This is a genomic window from Bacillus sp. CPT56D-587-MTF (assembly GCF_058792335.1).
Genome location: NZ_JBYTEF010000002.1, coordinates 410,554 through 431,234 on the forward strand (window position 1 = coordinate 410,554; position 20,681 = coordinate 431,234).

Here is a 20,681-nt window from a genome sequence, read left to right on the forward strand (position 1 = left end):
CTATTCACCTCCCTGTTTGATATACTCAGTATTTACAAATAGGAGGCATATGAAACTAGTAAAATTTAAAAAAACACCAAAAGGTAGCTGAGTAGTTACAATTTCTTTATAGAAAACGTCTCGTGTATCACTCCGATGAATTTGCTTATACAACTCTCCATCTTGAATAAACAAAATACGCTTACAATAACTCGCACTATACGGATCATGCGTAACCATCATAATCGAGACATCTTGTTCTTTATTTAACTGTTGCAACGTTTCTAGTAAACTTGTTGCATTTTTAGAGTCAAGCGCTCCAGTCGGTTCATCTGCCAAAATTATCGCCGGCTTATGCACCAGTGCACGAGCTACAGCGGTACGTTGTTTTTGCCCTCCGGATATTTCAACAGGGTATTTGGAAAGAATAGGAGTAATGCCTAATATCCTCGTTACATCATATACTTTCCCCTTAATTTCACGGGAGGTTCTCCCTTGAAGCGAGAGTGGCAATGCAATATTTTCATAGACCGATAAATTTTCCAGTAAATTGAAATCTTGAAATATAAAACCTAATTTCTGAGATCGAAAATCAGAAAGTTCATTCGCTTTCATCTTTGTAATATCTATTCCAGCGATAGTAATCCTACCCTCTGTGGCTTGATCTAAGGTAGAAATCACATTTAGTAGTGTTGTTTTCCCTGAACCAGAAGGTCCCATAATTCCTACAAATTCACCTTCTTCTATAACAAAAGAAACACCTTTTAAGGCGTGGAATTGATTTTCACCTTTTCTACCGTATACTTTTTTCACTTTATTTACATATACTACGGATTTACTCATAATAATTACCTCCAATCCAAAATGTACCTCCGTTTAAATTATTCAGACCTAAAGTTTATAACCTCATGACCATTAGGTTTTCACTACCCCAAGTACAACAAGACATTATTCTTTCTTGACGGACTAGATAAGAAAGAACAATGTCTTTTATGAAATCTCTTGATTCAAGATGAATTACAGTCATTTGCGAAAGAAATCAAATGACACATCATACTTGTATTTTAACAGAGCTGGCAAGCAATCCCTTAGTCCGATTACGTTAATCGCATTTAATATATAGTAACTACTCAGCCACCTTTCGGTGTCTTTTTTAAATTTTACTAGTTTCATATGCCTCCCATTTGTAAATACTGAGTATATCAAACAGGGGAGGTGAATCTTATGGTCGATCGAAAAATTATTTTAGATACATATAAAAAAGGACCTGAAGCTGTTATTTCTTTATTTGAAGAAACATTTTCTAAGTTAGAAAAACGTATACAAGAACTAGAAAATGCTTCAAAAAAAAACTCCAAAAATAGTCATAAGCCACCTTCTACAGATGGTTTGGGTAAGCCCGTTACAAAAAGTTTGCGCAAACCGTCTCATCGTCAAACGGGTGGCCAGTTGGGCCACAAGGGACATACTCTTGGTTTGACAGCGACTCCAGATCATACGATTACACATTCTCCTACATATTGTACTTGTTGTCATACTTCCTTGAACCACGAGCCTGTAAAAGGGTATCGCATTCGCCAAGTGTATGACTTACCACCTATTCAGATCGAAGTGACAGAACATAAAGTAGAACAGAAAGAATGCCCACATTGCCATTCTATCCAAGAAGCCCAATTTCCTTCGACAGTATCTCGTCCTGTTCAATATGGTCCAAATATAAAAAGACTGATTCCCTATTTAACGCATTATCAATGCATTTCTTTGAAGCGAACAAAAGAATTCTTTCAGGATTGTTTTGGACATTCTATAAGCGAAGGAACCCTGGTAAATCATACACAGGCTTTCGCTTCTCAATTGCAGCCATTCATAAAAGAAGTAAAGGAAAAGATTCTGCAGTCTCCTGTTGTCCATTTTGATGAAACTGGTATGCGTGTAGAAAACAAAACACAATGGTTACATACTGCCAGTACACCGGAGGTGACATTGCAACATATTCATCAAAAACGTGGAAAAGAAGCAATGGATGCTGGAGAAATCTTGCCATCTTTTTCTGGAATTGCGATGCATGATGGTTGGAAATCGTATGATGCGTATACAGATTGTCGTCACGTTTTATGTAATGCCCATCTCTTACGAGATTTACAAGGAATTATAGATAGTACTGGAGAACAATGGGCACAACAGATGCAGAAATTTCTAACGCAAGCGTTGACGATGAAAAAGCAATCCGAAGGTACCATGCCAAAAGCGACGCAAAAGAATCTGTTTATTATGTATCAATCCATATTGAAAGAACAACAGATTCTTTCCACGAAACAAAAGAAGAAAGGAAAGCAGACGCCTTCTCAAAATTTATGGAATCGCTTCGTCAAGTATTCTGACAGAATTCTAGGGTTTTTAGAACATCCAGCCATTCCATTTGATAACAATCAAGCAGAACGGGATATTCGGATGACGAAAGTAAAACAGAAAGTGTCTGGGACTTTCCGAAGTAAGAAAGGCGCAGAATCTTTTTGTCAGATACGAAGCTTTATGAGTACCATGAAAAAACAAAAACAATCGGTCTTACAAGCGATAAACCAAGTCATAGAAACTAGAACGGTTCCTTGGAATAACACGACTTCATAAGAGAATTTCTCTATTTGGCATAGATTCTTTCTCTGATTGGAGTATTTTCTTTTCATGTTTTCGAATCGGAAACATGTATTTGGCCTGTTTTTTTATTTGAAGAAGCTGAGTAGTTACAATATATAATTACTTTTTAATTAGAGGGAAGTACTACCCTTATAGCTTGGTAAATATAGAAAGCTAATATCCTAAAAAGCCCCCACTTCAAGCAGTCCGTTAAGACGTTAAGTGGGGGACACGTTCACTAAAACATATTTACTTATTGATTCACTGCATTAACTACAAGTGCTGCATATGTTTCTGCACCTACTTTAGTTAAGTGTACACCATCAGGTGCAAAGTATTCACTCTTTCCAGCACTTGCGTCATACCAATCCACTAGCGTTACATTTGGATATTCCGCTGCTGTTACTTTTAATCGCTCGTTCACAATCGATTCCCATGGACGTGGTACCCTCGTATTAATCAATATTATTTTACGTTCCTTTCCAATTAATTTTATTAATGCAACAAGGTTCTCAGTAGTAAAAGCTCCATTTGTACCTAATCCAATAATGACATGGTTTCCTAAATTCCCTTCATTTTTTAAGCGTTCAACTACAGGAATTGCTTTTGACAGCTGGCGACCAATTTGTGCATCGATCCCAATATCAGGAAATGTATTTTTTAAATACGGAGCAATATCAATCATTATGGAATCGCCTATCGCAGTAACTGTTAGTGAATTTTTAGGTTGTACAGAATTCACTTCTTTTGATTTTTCTTGATTTTGAGGCGCTTCTTGAGTTAGATTTTCCCGTACTGCAACTGGATGTTTCGCAGGTCGTGTTTTCGTTACTTCCACCGTATCCTTATTAGCTTTTACTATTCCTAAAACGGCTATGGCCGAAACGAATATTGTACCAATTAAAGCTAACTTAATACCTAAAGTGACATTTTGAAATCTTATATTTTTAAACTGAATATTCCGAAGTCCACCTTGTCGGATTGGATTTTCAATAAACTCCCAAGAAATTTGCGCAATTATAATAATCAAAATGAATTGAAGAATGGCTCTTATTAGTGAAAAATCCCCAGTATTTACTTTTGGGGGCGTCAATGTAAGAATTGGATAATGCCAGAGATATATTCCATACGACCTCACCCCTATCCAGCGTAAAGGTCTAAATCGTAAAAATTTAGCAATACGACTAGCAGGATGAGCAAGATTTGCTACTAACAATGCTGTTGCAATCGATAAAATAACCATCCCTCCGCGGTATAGAAATGCATCATATTGATTGGTCTTCCAAAACATAACCAATATAATAATAAGAGCAATCCCTCCTACCACATCAAGAATGAAACGTGCCTTTGGAATAATTTTATTTGTAAGCTCAGCGCTTGGCCAAATTAAAGCCAGTGCTGCTCCAATAAGTAAAGAAAAGGCCCTCGTATCTGTACCATAATAAATTCTACTTGGGTCAGTTCCCGGTTCATACAAAATTGCCATTGCTAACGCTGAAAAAGCAGCCCCCAGACAAATCCATAAAATTAACCGAGATCGTTTTTTTGTGTAATAAAGTCCTAAACTAATGATAAATGGCCATACAACATAGAACTGTTCCTCCACTGCCAGCGACCAAAAATGATTCAATGGAGAAGGTTGGTTAAAATTATCAAAGTACGATAATTTATGATAAATATACCACCAGTTACTAACATAAAATAATGCTGCTAATGAATCGTCACGCATTGTTTCAAGTAAAGAACTATGAAAAATCGCAATCCATGCGAACGTGATAACAAGCATAACAAGCATTCCTGGAAGCAATCGTCTTGCCCTACTAAACCAGAACTCCTTTAAATCAATTCTCTTATTTTTTCTCCACTCCGTCACTAAAATATCTGTAATTAAATACCCTGAAAGTACAAAAAATACAGTAACTCCCAAAAAACCTCCAGGCATCCAATTAAAATTAATATGATACAAAATAACAGCCATTATTGCTAGGCCCCTTAGGCTGTCCAATCCAACCATATAACGACTATTTTTTTTTGAAGGTTTAATCACCTTACAATCCCTCCTATTTCTTAAAAATCAGGTTACGGTTAGTGATACAAAATGATGCCTTTTTCTAAAAATTCTTTGAGAAATTGTTCTATAGCTTTGGTGTAAAGATAATGAAATAAAAAAACTATACTTCCAATTATTGAACATTATCCAACAATTAGAAGTATAGTTCAGAGCACCTTACACTTTCCGAATAAACTTATTGTTTATTCGGAAAGTACATGTATTTGTGGATTTTGATATGGTTGTTATAGGACTTTAATTAAGACGCTTGATTCATCTATTGACTCTATCTTAAACTTATATCTGTTAATACTCAGCTATTTCACTGAATAGTGAATTTAGCACTAGACTCGGCGCCTTCGAGTAGCTAATCCACATTTCCACCATTTTAGAAAAATTGTACGCTAGTTAGTTGTTTATGCAACTAGGATTTATTTTGAGTTTAACCTTATTGGTTCAATTTGTAATTCGTGTGTTAATAAAAATTTTATATTCTGTATTCCCTAAAATAGTTTTACTAAGTAAAGTATTTTCGCAATTATACTATAAAATAAAATATGTCTTTTAACAACATAAAAAAAGGGCATTCACAATGGTCATTTTCCATCTATCTAAAAACGTTGTAAGAGTCCATATAAATTTTATAGCTTATTAGTCTAATGAACCCATGGGTCCGTTGATGTATTGAACAACATAGCTCGTGTGTTACATTGTGAATTAGGTGTAGGCTTAAAACGAATACAAACAGACGGGAAAATACCGCAAGCAAAACAAATTTATTATCAATCTAAAAAAGAAATACCATTAATACTGGAGTTTGCTGGAGCAATAGAATCCTTACATAGATTCTATGATTTTCATCTAGGTTATATCTATACAAATGGATCAAAGAAAGTATAGAGTTTATGGCATTACAGGTGAAAAATTATTAGGAAATGCTTATACCACCATGATATTTTAGACTTCGTACTTCTCACAGAGATATAGATGCTCCTTCAATGAAAAGGCATAGAAAAGATATATAAGAAGTAGAAGGACACCTACCATTGCTGAAATCCTCATTATTTGTTATACTAATGGAGCTTTCGAGTAGCGTTTTATTTGTTCTAGACGAGTATGTACTTGCTAACAAAAGACGTGGATTTTTATCCAGGTCTTTTTGTTTTTTTATATTCAAGTGTAGTTAGGGTATTTTTGCCTATCCGCTAGAAAAAAAGGAAAATAAGAAAATTCAAGATTGTCTTATTCTCCTGCAGTACTTTTATTGAAGCATTTTATGGGATTATTTCGGATTTAGAGAGTAACTTTCTCAATACCAATATTTATAATTTCTTGTAAAATAAAAGATACTAACATTTCATAGTAGCTTTTATAACTTTCTCCAAAACACCACAGGCCCCTACTTGTGGTGTTTATTTTTATATCAAAAAGAGAAGCGATTTTATGATACTACGGGTCACATGGCTGGAATAGATGGTACGTTAAGGAATCTTTCTATGTAAAAAAATGTATTTCATTAATCTATTTCTATAATATTTTTTATGGAACAAGGATAGAACATTGTGAAAATACATGTATCGAATTAAATTTTTTCAGGGTTTCTTTTACGTTTAGGGCACTATAATTTCCTAAATATAAATGATTTTCTCTATATTTAGATGTTAGAATTATTATTGTATAGGTATTATAATTGATATAAAATACAAAAAAGTATAGAGTATAACTCTTTTCAATTTTTGAGTTTTAATAAGAAGATAAAGTGTAGGGGAGGATTGGTATATTGAACCAATTATTATCTGGAGGCTCTAAACAATTACTACAAGCAATCGATCGGAAAATGGGCATACTTGAGTCTATTCTTCAGCATATTTCTGGTTATGTGGTTGCCGAAATAGCATATGAGATTCATCAAATGTTTTTAGAAGTAACACAATTGTTACTTATGTTGGAACAAGACCATAGGATGATAGTACTCGTAAAAGGATTAAGTCTACAACTACTAACTATTCAGGAACAGTACAATCAAATAATGGGTGTAGATTAAAAAGAGCACTTCTGATGGAATCATTAATTTTTAAGGTTTTTCGAGTGATGTGTTTCATTTTACAAGATAACGCGAAAAAAAGGGTCCACTACTAGAGCACTCCAAATACAGACAACCTATATTATTGTATTCTACATTGCGAATCATTTCAAACCGAACCGTCTGGTTTGAAATGAGATTGGGATATTTTTACATGGATTGTGGAGGATGTATAGCAACGAAATAAAATTACTTAACAAGCATTAGTAAACATTATTCGCGCATAAAAAGGAAGATTTTCTGAATTGAAGAATCTTCCTTTTTACAAATACATATGTAAGTACTATTTATAGATGCCGTTACGAATTCCAATGGTTTGTATATAACCTTTTTATTGTGTCGAATAGTCATGTACTATCCCTACCTCCTTCAGTATTGTTTTTCATGTCCGCTAATGTTAGGTTTGTGGGAACATTGTTATCTGATTCTACAAATTTACCACCGTGGGCTATTAACCGTGTGGTATGCATAAAAAACGGTAGGGATATCGAAGATATGCGCTATATTTTAGAACAATAGAAGCTAGGTAGCTCATTGAATAAAGTGTCTAGCTGCCCTGTCACGCGTAGTTATTTAAGTTTTGCAATAGAATCATGTTTTCCATATGTTAGAACACGCCAAATTTTTTCAAAAGGCCCTTGCTGAAATTTTTGCAACCAAATAAAACTAAAAATCGTGAGGATGGTAAACACAATGCAGACGAGAACCAGACTTTGTATAAGTGTATATCCGTTTGTCCAACCTAACAATAAAATAAGAATTTTAAGAAGTACAGCATGCCCTATATAGGCGGTTAATGATATCCGTCCTACATAACTAAGTGGTTTATATAAATACACTAAATAATTTTTATTATATAAAAGAATTATGGAAGATATATATAAAATTGATAAGGGATAGGATGTTATATAACTTATCCCCTGAAAGGGCATATTGTATCCTATATCTGGATTGATATAAACCATCCATAGTCCCACTAATATTAATAATAAACTCAGAAAAAATGAAATCCTATGAATGCGTTTAATTATATTCTTTTTGTGTGATAATTGCTGAAAAAGACCTATCTTACCTACATATAGTCCTAGCAAAAACATCGTAACAATTACTAAAATATAATAAATAAAAAATTGTATAATCATAAAAACGGCACTGAAATCTTTAATTAATGGATTTCGAAATACCATGGTTCCAATTATAAATATCATATTACAGGATGCTAATATTCCAGCGATGATCAGAATAATTCTAGGCTGTAGTTTAAAAAAAGGTAACAAGATAAACCCTAATAAACCATATATAATTAAAATAGGGGTTATTTGAGGGAAAATTAATATTGGTATAATTCCTATTGGGAGTAAAGTAATTAATCGTCTTGAAAAAAGATAATAACTACGTAATCCACGTTGTTGTGCGTGCGAAACAAATATGTGAGATCCAATACCAAATAAAAATGAATAAATGGAAACAAATTTAAAGTGAATAAACAAATTGTTAAAAACAGATAAATCGAAATCTAAAGAATAAATCGGATATTTTTGCCCTTGTGTTCCACCAGAAGCGTGTGCAATTAATATTCCAAGTAAAGCAAAACCACGAATTATATCAAGAGAGAGTATTCGTGAAGAGGTAGGTTTTGTATGATGCATTTTTAATTCTTCCTTTACAATATTTTAAGTGTTAAACGGGCTGTTTATAATAATACGGTGTATTTTCTGTGGTATTTGATTGTAGAATTTTTATATCTCATCATTTTTGTGTAAATAAAAAATTATGTTTTTAAGAAATAGAACCATAATATATTACAGATTTTGTAAGTTTGTTGGATTATACATAGATTTTATTGGAAAGTTCTGAATCTGTACCTTAGAATAATTTATAAAAATTAAGCTAAGACGGGAAAACATACTATAATTGATTCTAATATAAATAATAAACAAAGACAAAAACAGACATAGATTCCTATAGGAACAAGCCCAAAAATAGAACCGGTTTTTGTATGGTGTAAAAAGGTAACACGCAACCCCAAAAAAGCAAGTTGTTTCGTAGAGTCTTTATTCTCCCTAGACACACTCCTTTTTGTTGTGCAAAAAAATTCTGGCGGAGTTTTTGTGTTAATCTCTAAATTTAAAAACTACAAAGTGTACGTTTTTTTCATGAAGAGTATCCAACCGCACTTTCATCCCATGCCTAAAGGCGATGGGACTTCTCGTTCGGAGCGGACTGTAATTTTTTTGCATCAATTAAATATTAGATCTATTTCATGTTTTAAAAGTTCAAAAAATGATACAGAACTTATGAACTATTAACCATAAATGGTTTGAAAACTCCCTCGTTTTTTCAGAATGTTGCTGTCCTTTCTCTTATATAAGGGAGAGAAAGAAGGTGACTCCTATGATGGAATATTTACTATCTTTGCTACAGGGTTTGTTAAGAGTCTTTGTAACAATCCTTGCGACTGGTTTTGGAAATAAACTAGTTAGCAATATAAGCAAATAACGTAAAAAGACCATCCGTGCCGTCGGAAGCAAAAGGATAGTCTTGAGAAAAAGAAATAATCTTAACGCAACTAATTACCTTACGGCAACAGTTACTTAGAAGAGATATTAGCGCATCTCTTCTTTTATTTTATGTGTTCTAGGAAATACTTATATCTTAAATTGATACTTATATCATCTTCAAAATCAATTACAAATCCCGCTGTAGGTAAAATAAAGGGATTTGTAGGTTAATAATTGTAAACAACGATACACCGTTGTACAAGAAATCTTTAATGTTTGCGCAATATCTTTAATGAGGGTTTTCTTAAACACGTGTATTTGTATTATTTGTTGTTCTTTTGTTCCTAATTTTTTCAGGTCTTCCACCAAAACGTCTCCGAGCCCTTGTAGTACATTCTCCCGCCTCGGTCTGTTCACAAATGAGATCACTTCCGAATTTTGTAAAATAAGCGAATAAGTGAAATTACTATAAAGAAAATACACTACATATAATCGCAATATATATTATTTTTTAATAAAAATTTTATCTTTTTGATACAGTATAAAAATAAAGTTTAAAACATGCAAAGGAGTATTGTGGTTTGAAAAAATTAATATTATTAGTATCTAGTTTGAGTATAGCATTAGTTGGGTGTGGCTTAAAAAAGAAAGATGAAGGAAACAAAAGTACACAGGGTTCAATGATTTCACTATCAAATGATAGTTACAAAATACATATTCCATTTGAGAAAGGTGCGGCGAATGGATTAGTTACTGTAAGTAAAAATAATACATCAAAAGAGTAAAACAAAAAATCTTCCTATAATCTTTGTTATTTATCAACAAGGAGCGCAAAGCGCTCTCATACCAGGTTCAATTTTAACGTATGGAAAAGTCGATAAAGGGAAAGTAGAAATTACAGATTGGGAAAATATAAATGAAAGATATGCCTTATTTCCGTCTAAAGATGCATTATCAAATCATCGAGGCGATTCGATGATGTTATCTAATTTTACAGAAAAGATTCATACATATTTCCCAGAAGGTATTATTGTGATAGGAAAGGGTTTCTATATAGATGGGGCACTCAATGATTTACAAATAGACATATTAACAAACCTTATAGGAACAGTGGAATTAATCGGTTTTACTCAATATATTGCCGATCTTGTTATGGAGAAAATCCCCGGTTATTTTCCAGTACATATAAAAATTAAGACGTCTAATCAAATTAAATCTCTTATTGAGCGCAATAAAAGGGGAACTACATCGATTGTTAAAATTTTAGATTAGAAAAATTCAATTGAAAAACTCAGCGATTTGACACTCCCATGGCTAAAGCCGCAAGTTTTAGACCTTACGGTGTAACGGATGGGATTCCTGAATGACGAAACGTTCGCAGTCCATTTCTATTTTGAACAGCCTTCAAGGTGAAGGTGTGCCATCACCCCAATGATAGTGCGGTGTGTCTCAAATCCGCATGGACACTTATATTTTCTATCTCGTACCTTTTGGATCTGTTTGACTTGTACAAGAAGGATTCACATATTCAACCTATATACCAACGACTTTCGCTTTGTCTGCAATGAATTGCGCGAGATGATAAAATATAACCAAGCATGTAGGTTTTTTTCATTTTTTACGGCTTGTTCATTAGTTGTTCTAATCAAGTGACAGAAATTTGAACAATCCATTTACCAGATTTCATTGTGAGACGAAGTGTGCCTAACTTGTACTTTAACAATTCGAAATTACGATTATATGTGTCGGTTAATCAGGCACGAACTTTTAAACGTGTTGACTTCTTTCGGTTTTTTAGTAGCGCTCTGTATCCAACCTCACTTTCAGTCCATGCCTAAAGGCAATGGGCTTTTTTTTCGGAAAGAACTGTAAGAATCATACTATATACAATTGAATTGGAAATCCAATCTTTTATTTCGCAATAGACCCACTACAATTCCAAGAAGAAATTAAACACTTACATGAGCATACGAAATCTAGTTCGATTCTTCCTCATATACAAGGCGTTTATTTGAAAAGAAACATAGAGACCTTAAGTTTTTATCCCGATTATGAATGTAAACAAAAAGTAGTTCAAATGACCGCAGATGACGTTATCGGTCAGGAAAAATTTTTATAAGGGCCGTTCCATTTTTTCTGGTAGAGAAGGAAAAATAAACAGATGATAGAAAAGTGGTAGATTTAGCTGTGAGAGGCATACGACATGGAACAAACGATTGGATGAGAAACCATCTCCCTGTATCAAACACATCATTCCATCTTTTTTAGAGAATGAATTAAGAGGTTACGTATTCTGAAAGGTCTTATTTGTCTCTTTCAAAAGACAAATAAGACCAATAAATACGACGGTATATGTGATAAGATGTTCAGGAAGCGATGACTTATCTGTCTTCTTTTTACCAACATACAAAAAAAGACCTTGGCAATAACCAAGGTCTTTTTTGTATCGAACCTTCTTTTCCCCTTACCCACAACAAAGACAAGAAAAGCAGGGATTTCCTCCTTTCAAAGGCAAAAATACTCGACATACATTCATAGGACCGCATGCTAATGGAAGAAATCCGTATTTCGAAATCAATTTTCCAAGTGCGGTGAAAAATCAAATGATTACAGATGCAAACAGTATCTTTTCTACAAAAGTAAAAAAAGAGTAACTATGTAAATCGTTCCAGTTTTAAAAAGACTCGTTTGTGTGTGGAATAACCAAAACTTGTATCTCTCTTCGTCAGAAATAGTTATTCGTTCTAAAAAAGGCGACAAACAACGAACGGTTTTATTAAACCAAAAAGTGATACAAATATTAAAACATTATTTAGTAGAACGAGGCTTACACAAATATAAAAAGAGCTCTTATTTGTGTGTGTTAAATAAAGGACACAAATTAAGCCGGATGACTGTAAATGACTTATTTAAAAATATAGTAAATTAGCGGGATTAGCAACAAACTTAACGCCATATGATGTAAGACATTATTTTGTTCACGCGCATTGGAAAATGGTTTCAATGTATATAAAAGGGCACGTATAGCCAATTACTCTAATATACATACTATATAGTCCCTCCCGAACGAGAAAGCCCATCGCCTTTAGGCATGGGATGAAAGTGAGGTTGAATACGAAGTGCTACCAAAAAACGCAAGGTTTGTGGCACTTTAAGTATCCAAAATGCTGGTATTATATATTATTGCATCTATTTGTTGTGGTTATCCATGTAAATTGATACATTGTGAACATGATAAATGATTATAGAAAAACCAAAACAACTGTTTCATTCATTAACTACCATTTTGTGTTTGTTCATGATACAGAAGAAAGATTTTTCTTCACACAAAAGTAGAAGACCGTTTCAAAGAGTTGGTCCACGAGGTCAGTTTCGTAGTGTTCGCAAGAAGCTACACACTTGGTCATTTTTTCGCTTCGCGCAATTCATCGCGGTAACTACTCAGCTTCTTCAAATAAAAAAACAGGCCAAATACATGTTTCCGATTCGAAAACATGAAAAGAAAATACTCCAATCAGAGAAAGAATCTATGCCAAATAGAGAAATTCTCTTATGAAGTCGTGTTATTCCAAGGAACCGTTCTAGTTTCTATGACTTGGTTTATCGCTTGTAAGACCGATTGTTTTTGTTTTTTCATGGTACTCATAAAGCTTCGTATCTGACAAAAAGATTCTGCGCCTTTCTTACTTCGGAAAGTCCCAGACACTTTCTGTTTTACTTTCGTCATCCGAATATCCCGTTCTGCTTGATTGTTATCAAATGGAATGGCTGGATGTTCTAAAAACCCTAGAATTCTGTCAGAATACTTGACGAAGCGATTCCATAAATTTTGAGAAGGCGTCTGCTTTCCTTTCTTCTTTTGTTTCGTGGAAAGAATCTGTTGTTCTTTCAATATGGATTGATACATAATAAACAGATTCTTTTGCGTCGCTTTTGGCATGGTACCTTCGGATTGCTTTTTCATCGTCAACGCTTGCGTTAGAAATTTCTGCATCTGTTGTGCCCATTGTTCTCCAGTACTATCTATAATTCCTTGTAAATCTCGTAAGAGATGGGCATTACATAAAACGTGACGACAATCTGTATACGCATCATACGATTTCCAACCATCATGCATCGCAATTCCAGAAAAAGATGGCAAGATTTCTCCAGCATCCATTGCTTCTTTTCCACGTTTTTGATGAATATGTTGCAATGTCACCTCCGGTGTACTGGCAGTATGTAACCATTGTGTTTTGTTTTCTACACGCATACCAGTTTCATCAAAATGGACAACAGGAGACTGCAGAATCTTTTCCTTTACTTCTTTTATGAATGGCTGCAATTGAGAAGCGAAAGCCTGTGTATGATTTACCAGGGTTCCTTCGCTTATAGAATGTCCAAAACAATCCTGAAAGAATTCTTTTGTTCGCTTCAAAGAAATGCATTGATAATGCGTTAAATAGGGAATCAGTCTTTTTATATTTGGACCATATTGAACAGGACGAGATACTGTCGAAGGAAATTGGGCTTCTTGGATAGAATGGCAATGTGGGCATTCTTTCTGTTCTACTTTATGTTCTGTCACTTCGATCTGAATAGGTGGTAAGTCATACACTTGGCGAATGCGATACCCTTTTACAGGCTCGTGGTTCAAGGAAGTATGACAACAAGTACAATATGTAGGAGAATGTGTAATCGTATGATCTGGAGTCGCTGTCAAACCAAGAGTATGTCCCTTGTGGCCCAACTGGCCACCCGTTTGACGATGAGACGGTTTGCGCAAACTTTTTGTAACGGGCTTACCCAAACCATCTGTAGAAGGTGGCTTATGACTATTTTTGGAGTTTTTTTTTGAAGCATTTTCTAGTTCTTGTATACGTTTTTCTAACTTAGAAAATGTTTCTTCAAATAAAGAAATAACAGCTTCAGGTCCTTTTTTATATGTATCTAAAATAATTTTTCGATCGACCATAAGATTCACCTCCCCTGTTTGATATACTCAGTATTTACAAATGGGAGGCATATGAAACTAGTAAAATTTAAAAAAGACACCGAAAGGTGGCTGAGTAGTTACTCATCGCGTACAAAGCGAAATTAGTTGGTATACAAGTTGAATATGTGAATCCTGCTTATACAAGTCAAACATGTCCCAAATGCATGAAGAAGAACAAGGCACAAGATAGAAGTGTCCATGCGGATTTGAGAAATACCGCGATATCGTTGAGGCGATGAATATTCGATATGCAACGGTGGTTGGCGGTAACAGTCAATCAGCGAGCCTATATGATCTGTCTTAGGAGGGGTGATGAAACACCCTCATCTTAAAGGCTGTTCAAAATAGAAATGGACTGCGAACGTTTCGTCATTCAGGAATCCCATCCGTTACACCGTAAGGTATAAGACTCGCGGCTTTAGCCGAGAGAGTGTTAATGTATACAAACCCATCTCGAACAAAAATGTTACATAAAATAGAAAACCCTACTTTTAAACAGTAGGGTTTTCTATTTTATGTAAATCATTTGATGGACTAGAGCACGAATCGTCTCACTGATCCATAAAGAAACTTCATGAAAATGGAATGCGGAATGTTCGAAAATAAAAAACAAATCATAAAATGCGTTTATTAGAATGTATTTTACACTTCACGGCATGGTTACGCCTTCTACCCCTTAGAATCTATTCCTACAGGGGTATCTTACATTTTTGTAAGGATTATGTAAGGGAAACAGATAGTAATTTATAGGAATGAATAGTATTTTAAAATAAAACAATTAGAGGAGAGTAAAAACGATGTTAAAAAAAATAAAAGAATATTATATGCATGTATAGTCGGTATAAGTATGGTATCGTCATTAACGATACCGGTAGGCATTTCAGCAGAGACAACTGTAAATCAACAGTGTCATTCCACAACACTATTGAATTTTAAACCCGAATGTAAAGCGGAAGCGACAGATTGGGGAAAAGAATTCTTTGACCTTTGGAATAAACTTACCCCACAAGCAGAAAAAAATGCCGTAAGAGACTATACAGGAGGGGGATACTATCCTATTAATGAATATCTTCGTTCTAATTATTTTGATGTTCTAGATCAAGAAAAAACAGAGAAGAGTATTACCCAGATAGATCGTGCTTTTTCGAGAGTGAGACTACATGATGATATGATAGTTTATCGCCGAGTAAGTGAAAGTGCATTTGGATTACCAGCAAACTCCTTAGTGAAACTTGATTTAAAAGAGGATGATCCAGTTAATAGTACTTCAAAGATAAATACGGAAAGCTTTGAACACTTTAAAGAGAGGTTTCAAGGAAAATATAAAGAAGATCCAGCGTATATGAGTACCAGTATTGTTAAAGACGCAGCAAAAACATTTAGTTTACTGCCTATTTTGATGAAAATCCATGTTCCTAAAGGGGTACCCGCTATATATGTAGATTTATTAAGTAAGGTTCCTGGGGAAATGGAATTACTATTGCCAAGAAATAGAACGTATAAGGTTACAAATATATCACCAGTAATTGAAAAAGACAAAGAATATGTAATGCTAGATGTTGAAATTTTAGATATAGAATCTAATTATCGAAATAAACGTTCTACTGATATTATATATGAAGATAACCTACCGTCATTATCAAAATAAATACAGCTATTTAGGGTTCTGGTGCAAATAAAGGATACATTCCAAAAAAATAATGAGGATTCCTACTAGAATCTTTTTGACGCTGTCAATTTTTTTAGTTTTAATATTTAATACTTGTCTAGAAAGATTTTCAACAAAATACTTTTTCATAGATTTTTGAATGTACATAGTATTGAAGGTCTCATGTGGATTGTCAACGACATAATTTTTCACCTCGAAGTGCATTATAATGAGTACCAGTATTAGTCATCTAGCTAGAATTAGTTGTTTTGCTGTCTTCAATTCTATGTCCATACAAGATGAGATATGAAAAATCATATAAAAGTAGATGGACAGATTCTTCAAAATAATAAAAAATGGTCCCAATTAAAACAAAAGTAAAAAAATCTAATTGCAGGCTGGTTACATTCGGAATAGCGGTTTTTATCGCAAGATTTCATGAAGAAGATATACTAGAATCAACACATACACTGGAGAAGATTGCTATGAATCGAGATTAAATTTGTAAAAAAAGATGCGATGCAAAAGCGGGGGAAAATGAGTCAAGACCTAGCATTCCGTATGTCATATGAGGCGAGATAAAAGGACGAGAAGAAGGTATTCAAAAAGGAAAAATTCAACTAATCCAGGGCATGTATATCCAAGATATTGCGAAGTTTACGAATAGGGATATATCGGGAATACGCCATATTGTAGATAATTAAAGTGTACATAAGTATAAATTGTATTGTTAGAATGAAAAATTATAAAATTTTAGCTATATCATAAAGTCTAATTTTTAGATGTTAATTATAACATCTAAATAAAATAATTTTATTCCTCCATTTCCGGGTATCCATGATTTTCATAATTAATCATGGATACCCGCTTTTTTGTACGAAGAGGCAGCAGTGGTTACACTGTCGTTTCGTATTTGGACCCCATTCGCCTCTATTTCCAATTTTTATATTGTATACAAAGACTCCAGTACATATATCCTAAGTTCATAAAGGAGGTGTGTAAATGACTAGAAAAAACAATCCAAAGCCATGGTTGCACTGGATGAAAGAAGAGATTGCCCGTGAATTAGGCGTTACACTGGGTGCAAATGCTACAGCTCATGCCAATGGCGCAGTTGGCGGTGAAATCACAAAGCGTTCCGTGGCCATAAGCCTGCAATACTTATCTAGGGTTTCACCGACTCAAACAAATATAAGTATGGAAAAAATTCAAAGAGAACTTATATAAATCTGCGATACAACTTACATCTTCGTGATTTAGTGGAAATTTTAGCTTGTACAACGATTATATGATGGGTTCATCAATATGAACCAGAATTAAATAAGCGTATTCGGCAACATTTGAGATCAACTAAGGATTCTTGACGAGTGGATGAAACATACATCACAATCAAGGCTGAAAAAAATGGATTTATATCGCACAATTGATTTGTATTTAAGCTGTAAACGAGATGAGAAGGTTGCCAAGTATTTTCTAAAGAAGCTTGGCTTTTTTTATTCCGCAAATGTTTGTTCAATAAACTACTTATCCCAACATTACCTTTCCCCAGATTTGTTTGATTTATTGTATTCACGAACCTAATGCATGATGGTTATAGGCTGAATTGACACACTATATTTTTTAAGGATACAAATATACCATGATAATTAATAAGATTTAAAGCTCTTATACACTCAGAATCATTGGATTTTTTGTTTAGGGATATAACAAGGATTAAAATAAAATTTGATTGTTTCTATCGTTATATTACAAATGATTTCTAAATAAATGTAAACTACGGTTACCAATAATAGTGATGGGCGTTATGGAATTTAAAAACAAGGTATAAATCATTTGATATTTACAGTGTTGGTAGCGCCTGTAACGAGATGATAGGGATGACCAGAATATAAAAATATAAGATAAAATACATTTTTTATTCAAAGGAGCTGACGCAATACATGAATGTATTTCGAAAAAAATCAATTTCAACATTATTAGCACAGTCCAGTACCAAAGAAGAATCTTTAAAAAAAGAACTTGGTGCATTCGATCTTACTATGTTAGGAATTGGAGCTATTATTGGGACTGGAATCTTTGTTCTTACCGGTGTTGTCGCCGCAGAACACGCAGGTCCGGCACTTATTTTATCGTTTCTTTTATCTGGATTAGCCTGTGTATTTGCGGCATTATGTTACGCTGAATTTGCATCAACTGTACCCGTATCCGGTAGTGCCTACACCTATAGCTATACAACGTTTGGAGAATTAATTGCTTGGATTTTAGGATGGGATTTAATTTTAGAATATGGATTAGCTTCTTCAGCTGTTGCATCTGGTTGGTCTGGATATTTTCAAGGGCTATTAAATGGATTTGGCATTATACTGCCTACTTCTTTAACAAGCGCATATAATCCTGCAGTAGGAACATATGTAGATTTACCGGCTATTTGTATCATTTTTTTAATGACATTTTTATTAACGATAGGGGTAAAAAAATCAGCTCGATTTAATGCTCTTATGGTAACAATTAAGCTTTTAGTTATCGCACTTTTTATCGGTGTGGGAGTTTTTTATGTAAAGCCTGAAAATTGGACACCATTTATGCCATTTGGTTTCTCTGGTGTAACTACTGGGGCTGCAACCGTATTCTTTGCTTATATTGGGTTTGATGCTGTATCAACAGCTGCTGAGGAAGTCAAAAATCCACAGCGCAACATGCCAATCGGTATCATTGCTTCTTTAACAATTTGTACCATTTTATATATCGTTGTTTCGTTAATATTAACTGGAATTGTGCCTTACAATCAATTAGATGTAAAAAATCCTGTAGCATTTGCTCTACAATACATTCAACAAGATTGGATTGCTGGTTTTATTTCTGTAGGAGCAATTGCGGGGATTACAACCGTATTACTCGTTATGTTATATGGACAAACACGCTTGTTTTACTCAATTAGCCGTGATGGTTTACTACCAAAAGTACTTTCTACTATACATCCTAAAACAAAAACACCCGTTCACAATAGTTGGATCACCGCTACTATGGTCGCAATCTTTGCTGGTTTCATTCCTTTAAATGAATTAGCAGAATTAACGAATATCGGTACGTTATTTGCATTTATTATTGTATCCATTGGAATTATTATTTTACGCAAAAAACAACCTCAATTACCACGTGCTTTTCACGTACCCTTGGTACCGTGGGTTCCGATTTTAGCTGTTTTATTTTGTGGATACCTAGCTCTACAACTACCTACCATTACATGGATTGGTTTTGTTATATGGCTTTTAATAGGGCTTGTTGTTTATTTTAGTTACGGTTATACAAATAGTAAGTTACACACGCAACAAAAACGTGATGAGGTATAAGTTAGTTTAGAAAGATATATTTTATCGCTCAAACAGAAAAGGACACTATTTTTCGAGTACAGTATGTTCCTAGTTATTCATTTCATGCGTTTTTCACTCATAATTTAGATACGGAGGCATTTCATTATGCATATTGGGATACCAACAGAAATAAAAAATAACAAAAGCCGTGTGGCAATGACGCCAGCGGGAGTAGTACATTTAGTACAAAGTGGTCATGAAGTTTTTGTTCAAAAAGGAGCAGGTTTAGGATCTGGTTTTACGGATGAAGAATACGTACAAGCTGGTGCGAAACTTGTAGAAACTGCTGAAGAAGCATGGAATCAAGATATGGTTATGAAGGTAAAAGAGCCAGTAGCAAGTGAATACGGCTATTTCCGTGAAGGTTTAATTTTATTCACATACTTACACTTAGCTCCAGAACCAGAATTAACGAAAGCATTAATCGATAACAAAGTTGCATCAATCGCATACGAAACAGTACAATTAGACAATCGTTCTTTACCATTACTTGCACCTATGAGTGAAGTAGCTGGTCGTATGTCTGCACAAATCGGTGCACAATTCCTTGAGAAAAACAAAGGCGGTAAAGGTATTTTACTTGCAGGCGTTCCAGGGGTAAAACGCGGCAAAGTAACAATCATCGGCGGTGGTCAAGCTGGTACAAATGCAGCTAAGATTGCAGTAGGTTTAAGTGCAGATGTAGCAATCATCGACTTAAGTGCAGAACGTCTTCGTCAATTAGATGATATTTTCGGTAACCAAGTAAAAACATTAATGTCTAATCCATACAACATTGCAGAAGCTGTTAAAGAATCTGACCTTGTTATTGGAGCAGTACTAATTCCAGGTGCAAAAGCGCCAAAACTTGTAACAGAAGAAATGATTCAATCAATGGAACCAGGTTCTGTTGTCGTAGATATCGCGATTGACCAAGGTGGTATTTTCGAAACAACTGACCGTATTACAACTCATGACAACCCAACTTACGAAAAACATGGCGTTGCTAATATGCCAGGTGCGGTTCCACGTACATCAACTCTTGCATTAACAAAACAGTGCCATATGCTGTACAAATTGCGAACAAAGGCTATAAAGATGCTTGCCTAGGCAACACTGCATTATTAAAAGGTATTAACACATTAGATGGATATGTAACATTCGAAGCAGTTGCAGAAGCACACGGTATAGAATATAAAGACGCAACCAACTTATTAAGCAGCAGGGGCTAAGTGCTATTGCACAGTTAAAAATAATTTTAGATTTCTTGTCCACAACTTCAAAAGGGATATTAAGGATTTATTCCCTAAAAGGAAATGTCTCTGAAACAGTCTATTCTACTCGATTCAGGGACATTTCAAATCCTGTAACATTAGATGAAATATCTCCCAAAAATCGAAAAATATCATGTTCTGTCACAATTTTTTTGTTCTTCCTTTTTCATCTTTCCCTTTTGACACT

14 protein-coding genes and 7 pseudogenes are annotated in these 20,681 nt (G+C 34.3%); 15 read left to right on the top strand and 6 right to left on the bottom strand.

Going from position 1 to position 20,681, the window contains the following annotated elements; genetic code table 11:
- Positions 1-822 (bottom strand): ABC transporter ATP-binding protein, encoded by an 822-nt coding sequence (locus tag AC3WVZ_RS31350; RefSeq protein WP_233936745.1) that lies wholly within the window; start codon positions 820-822, stop codon positions 1-3.
- A 180-nt stretch (positions 823-1,002) separates the two neighbouring features.
- Entirely contained in the window at positions 1,003-1,152 is a 150-nt protein-coding gene (locus AC3WVZ_RS31355) for a hypothetical protein (RefSeq protein ID WP_233936746.1), read from the bottom strand.
- A gap of 51 nt (positions 1,153-1,203) precedes the next feature.
- Between AC3WVZ_RS31355 and tnpC (AC3WVZ_RS31360) the strand changes: the two genes are divergently transcribed.
- Complete coding sequence (tnpC, locus tag AC3WVZ_RS31360) at positions 1,204-2,607, top strand: IS66 family transposase (protein WP_233935200.1); 1,404 nt, start codon at positions 1,204-1,206, stop codon at positions 2,605-2,607.
- Between the two features lie 259 nt (positions 2,608-2,866).
- Here the strand turns inward: tnpC (AC3WVZ_RS31360) and AC3WVZ_RS31365 are convergent, their stop codons facing one another.
- Entirely contained in the window at positions 2,867-4,660 is a 1,794-nt protein-coding gene (locus AC3WVZ_RS31365) for an acyltransferase family protein (protein ID WP_233936747.1), read from the bottom strand.
- A 687-nt stretch (positions 4,661-5,347) separates the two neighbouring features.
- Between AC3WVZ_RS31365 and AC3WVZ_RS31370 the strand changes: the two genes are divergently transcribed.
- Both AC3WVZ_RS31370 and AC3WVZ_RS31375 read left to right on the top strand, forming a co-directional pair.
- Positions 5,348-5,563, top strand: a complete 216-nt coding sequence (locus tag AC3WVZ_RS31370; RefSeq protein WP_233936748.1) for a hypothetical protein — start codon at positions 5,348-5,350, stop codon at positions 5,561-5,563.
- Between the two features lie 880 nt (positions 5,564-6,443).
- Positions 6,444-6,707 (top strand): hypothetical protein, encoded by a 264-nt coding sequence (locus tag AC3WVZ_RS31375; RefSeq protein WP_233936750.1) that lies wholly within the window; start codon positions 6,444-6,446, stop codon positions 6,705-6,707.
- A 608-nt stretch (positions 6,708-7,315) separates the two neighbouring features.
- On the opposite strand, the gene AC3WVZ_RS31380 is transcribed toward AC3WVZ_RS31375, so the two are convergent.
- Positions 7,316-8,395, bottom strand: a complete 1,080-nt coding sequence (locus AC3WVZ_RS31380; protein ID WP_233936751.1) for a DUF418 domain-containing protein — start codon at positions 8,393-8,395, stop codon at positions 7,316-7,318.
- A 1,433-nt stretch (positions 8,396-9,828) separates the two neighbouring features.
- On the opposite strand from AC3WVZ_RS31380, the gene AC3WVZ_RS31385 reads away from it, so the two are divergent.
- Together AC3WVZ_RS31385 and AC3WVZ_RS31390 are read left to right on the top strand one after the other, a co-directional pair.
- On the top strand, positions 9,829-10,032 hold the full coding sequence (locus AC3WVZ_RS31385) for a hypothetical protein (protein WP_233936752.1): 204 nt from the start codon (positions 9,829-9,831) through the stop codon (positions 10,030-10,032).
- Between the two features lie 28 nt (positions 10,033-10,060).
- On the top strand, positions 10,061-10,519 hold the full coding sequence (locus AC3WVZ_RS31390) for a CamS family sex pheromone protein (protein ID WP_233936913.1): 459 nt from the start codon (positions 10,061-10,063) through the stop codon (positions 10,517-10,519).
- 116 nt (positions 10,520-10,635) lie between these two features.
- Here AC3WVZ_RS31390 and AC3WVZ_RS31395 read toward each other — a convergent pair.
- A pseudogene (locus AC3WVZ_RS31395) lies at positions 10,636-11,030 on the bottom strand (zinc ribbon domain-containing protein); the annotation flags it as partial.
- A gap of 103 nt (positions 11,031-11,133) precedes the next feature.
- Between AC3WVZ_RS31395 and AC3WVZ_RS31400 the strand changes: the two are divergent.
- The 3 genes and pseudogenes from AC3WVZ_RS31400 to AC3WVZ_RS31410 all read left to right on the top strand — a co-directional run.
- A pseudogene (locus tag AC3WVZ_RS31400) lies at positions 11,134-11,366 on the top strand (helix-turn-helix domain-containing protein); the annotation flags it as partial.
- A gap of 573 nt (positions 11,367-11,939) precedes the next feature.
- Positions 11,940-12,176: a tyrosine-type recombinase/integrase gene (locus tag AC3WVZ_RS31405; RefSeq protein WP_425594323.1), complete on the top strand. Its 237-nt coding sequence runs from the start codon at positions 11,940-11,942 to the stop codon at positions 12,174-12,176.
- Between the two features lie 302 nt (positions 12,177-12,478).
- Positions 12,479-12,615 (top strand): annotated as a pseudogene (locus tag AC3WVZ_RS31410) (transposase); the annotation flags it as partial.
- Positions 12,616-12,797: 182 nt separating this feature from the next.
- Here the strand turns inward: AC3WVZ_RS31410 and tnpC (AC3WVZ_RS31415) are convergent.
- Positions 12,798-14,201, bottom strand: a complete 1,404-nt coding sequence (tnpC, locus tag AC3WVZ_RS31415; RefSeq protein WP_233935200.1) for an IS66 family transposase — start codon at positions 14,199-14,201, stop codon at positions 12,798-12,800.
- Positions 14,202-14,305: 104 nt separating this feature from the next.
- On the opposite strand from tnpC (AC3WVZ_RS31415), the pseudogene AC3WVZ_RS31420 reads away from it, so the two are divergent.
- The 7 genes and pseudogenes from AC3WVZ_RS31420 to ald all read left to right on the top strand — a co-directional run.
- Positions 14,306-14,526 (top strand): annotated as a pseudogene (locus AC3WVZ_RS31420) (zinc ribbon domain-containing protein); the annotation flags it as partial.
- 543 nt (positions 14,527-15,069) lie between these two features.
- Entirely contained in the window at positions 15,070-15,870 is an 801-nt protein-coding gene (locus AC3WVZ_RS31425) for an ADP-ribosyltransferase (RefSeq protein ID WP_233936754.1), read from the top strand.
- A gap of 461 nt (positions 15,871-16,331) precedes the next feature.
- Positions 16,332-16,574 (top strand): annotated as a pseudogene (locus AC3WVZ_RS31430) (Rpn family recombination-promoting nuclease/putative transposase); the annotation flags it as partial.
- A 298-nt stretch (positions 16,575-16,872) separates the two neighbouring features.
- The gene (locus tag AC3WVZ_RS31435) at positions 16,873-17,097 is read left to right on the top strand and encodes an alpha/beta-type small acid-soluble spore protein (RefSeq protein WP_233936755.1); all 225 of its coding nucleotides are present in this window, start codon (positions 16,873-16,875) and stop codon (positions 17,095-17,097) included.
- Positions 17,098-17,099: 2 nt separating this feature from the next.
- Positions 17,100-17,352, top strand: a pseudogene (locus AC3WVZ_RS31440) (transposase domain-containing protein); the annotation flags it as partial.
- A gap of 458 nt (positions 17,353-17,810) precedes the next feature.
- A complete protein-coding gene (gene bcaP, locus AC3WVZ_RS31445) occupies positions 17,811-19,220 on the top strand; it encodes a branched-chain amino acid transporter BcaP (protein WP_233936756.1) in 1,410 nt (469 codons plus the stop codon).
- A 126-nt stretch (positions 19,221-19,346) separates the two neighbouring features.
- Positions 19,347-20,452: pseudogene (ald, locus tag AC3WVZ_RS31450) on the top strand (alanine dehydrogenase).
- Positions 20,453-20,681: the final 229 nt, after the last annotated feature.

What these genes read in the sequence shown, in the direction of transcription:
- AC3WVZ_RS31350 (WP_233936745.1), bottom strand. Translation starts at nt 822, where the DNA reads ATGAGTAAATCCGTAGTATATGTAAATAAAGTGAAAAAAGTATACGGT.
- AC3WVZ_RS31355 (WP_233936746.1), bottom strand. Translation starts at nt 1,152, where the DNA reads ATGAAACTAGTAAAATTTAAAAAAGACACCGAAAGGTGGCTGAGTAGT.
- tnpC (WP_233935200.1), top strand. Translation starts at nt 1,204, where the DNA reads ATGGTCGATCGAAAAATTATTTTAGATACATATAAAAAAGGACCTGAA.
- AC3WVZ_RS31380 (WP_233936751.1), bottom strand. Translation starts at nt 8,395, where the DNA reads ATGCATCATACAAAACCTACCTCTTCACGAATACTCTCTCTTGATATA.
- tnpC (WP_233935200.1), bottom strand. Translation starts at nt 14,201, where the DNA reads ATGGTCGATCGAAAAATTATTTTAGATACATATAAAAAAGGACCTGAA.
- AC3WVZ_RS31425 (WP_233936754.1), top strand. Translation starts at nt 15,070, where the DNA reads ATGGTATCGTCATTAACGATACCGGTAGGCATTTCAGCAGAGACAACT.
- AC3WVZ_RS31435 (WP_233936755.1), top strand. Translation starts at nt 16,873, where the DNA reads ATGACTAGAAAAAACAATCCAAAGCCATGGTTGCACTGGATGAAAGAA.
- bcaP (WP_233936756.1), top strand. Translation starts at nt 17,811, where the DNA reads ATGAATGTATTTCGAAAAAAATCAATTTCAACATTATTAGCACAGTCC.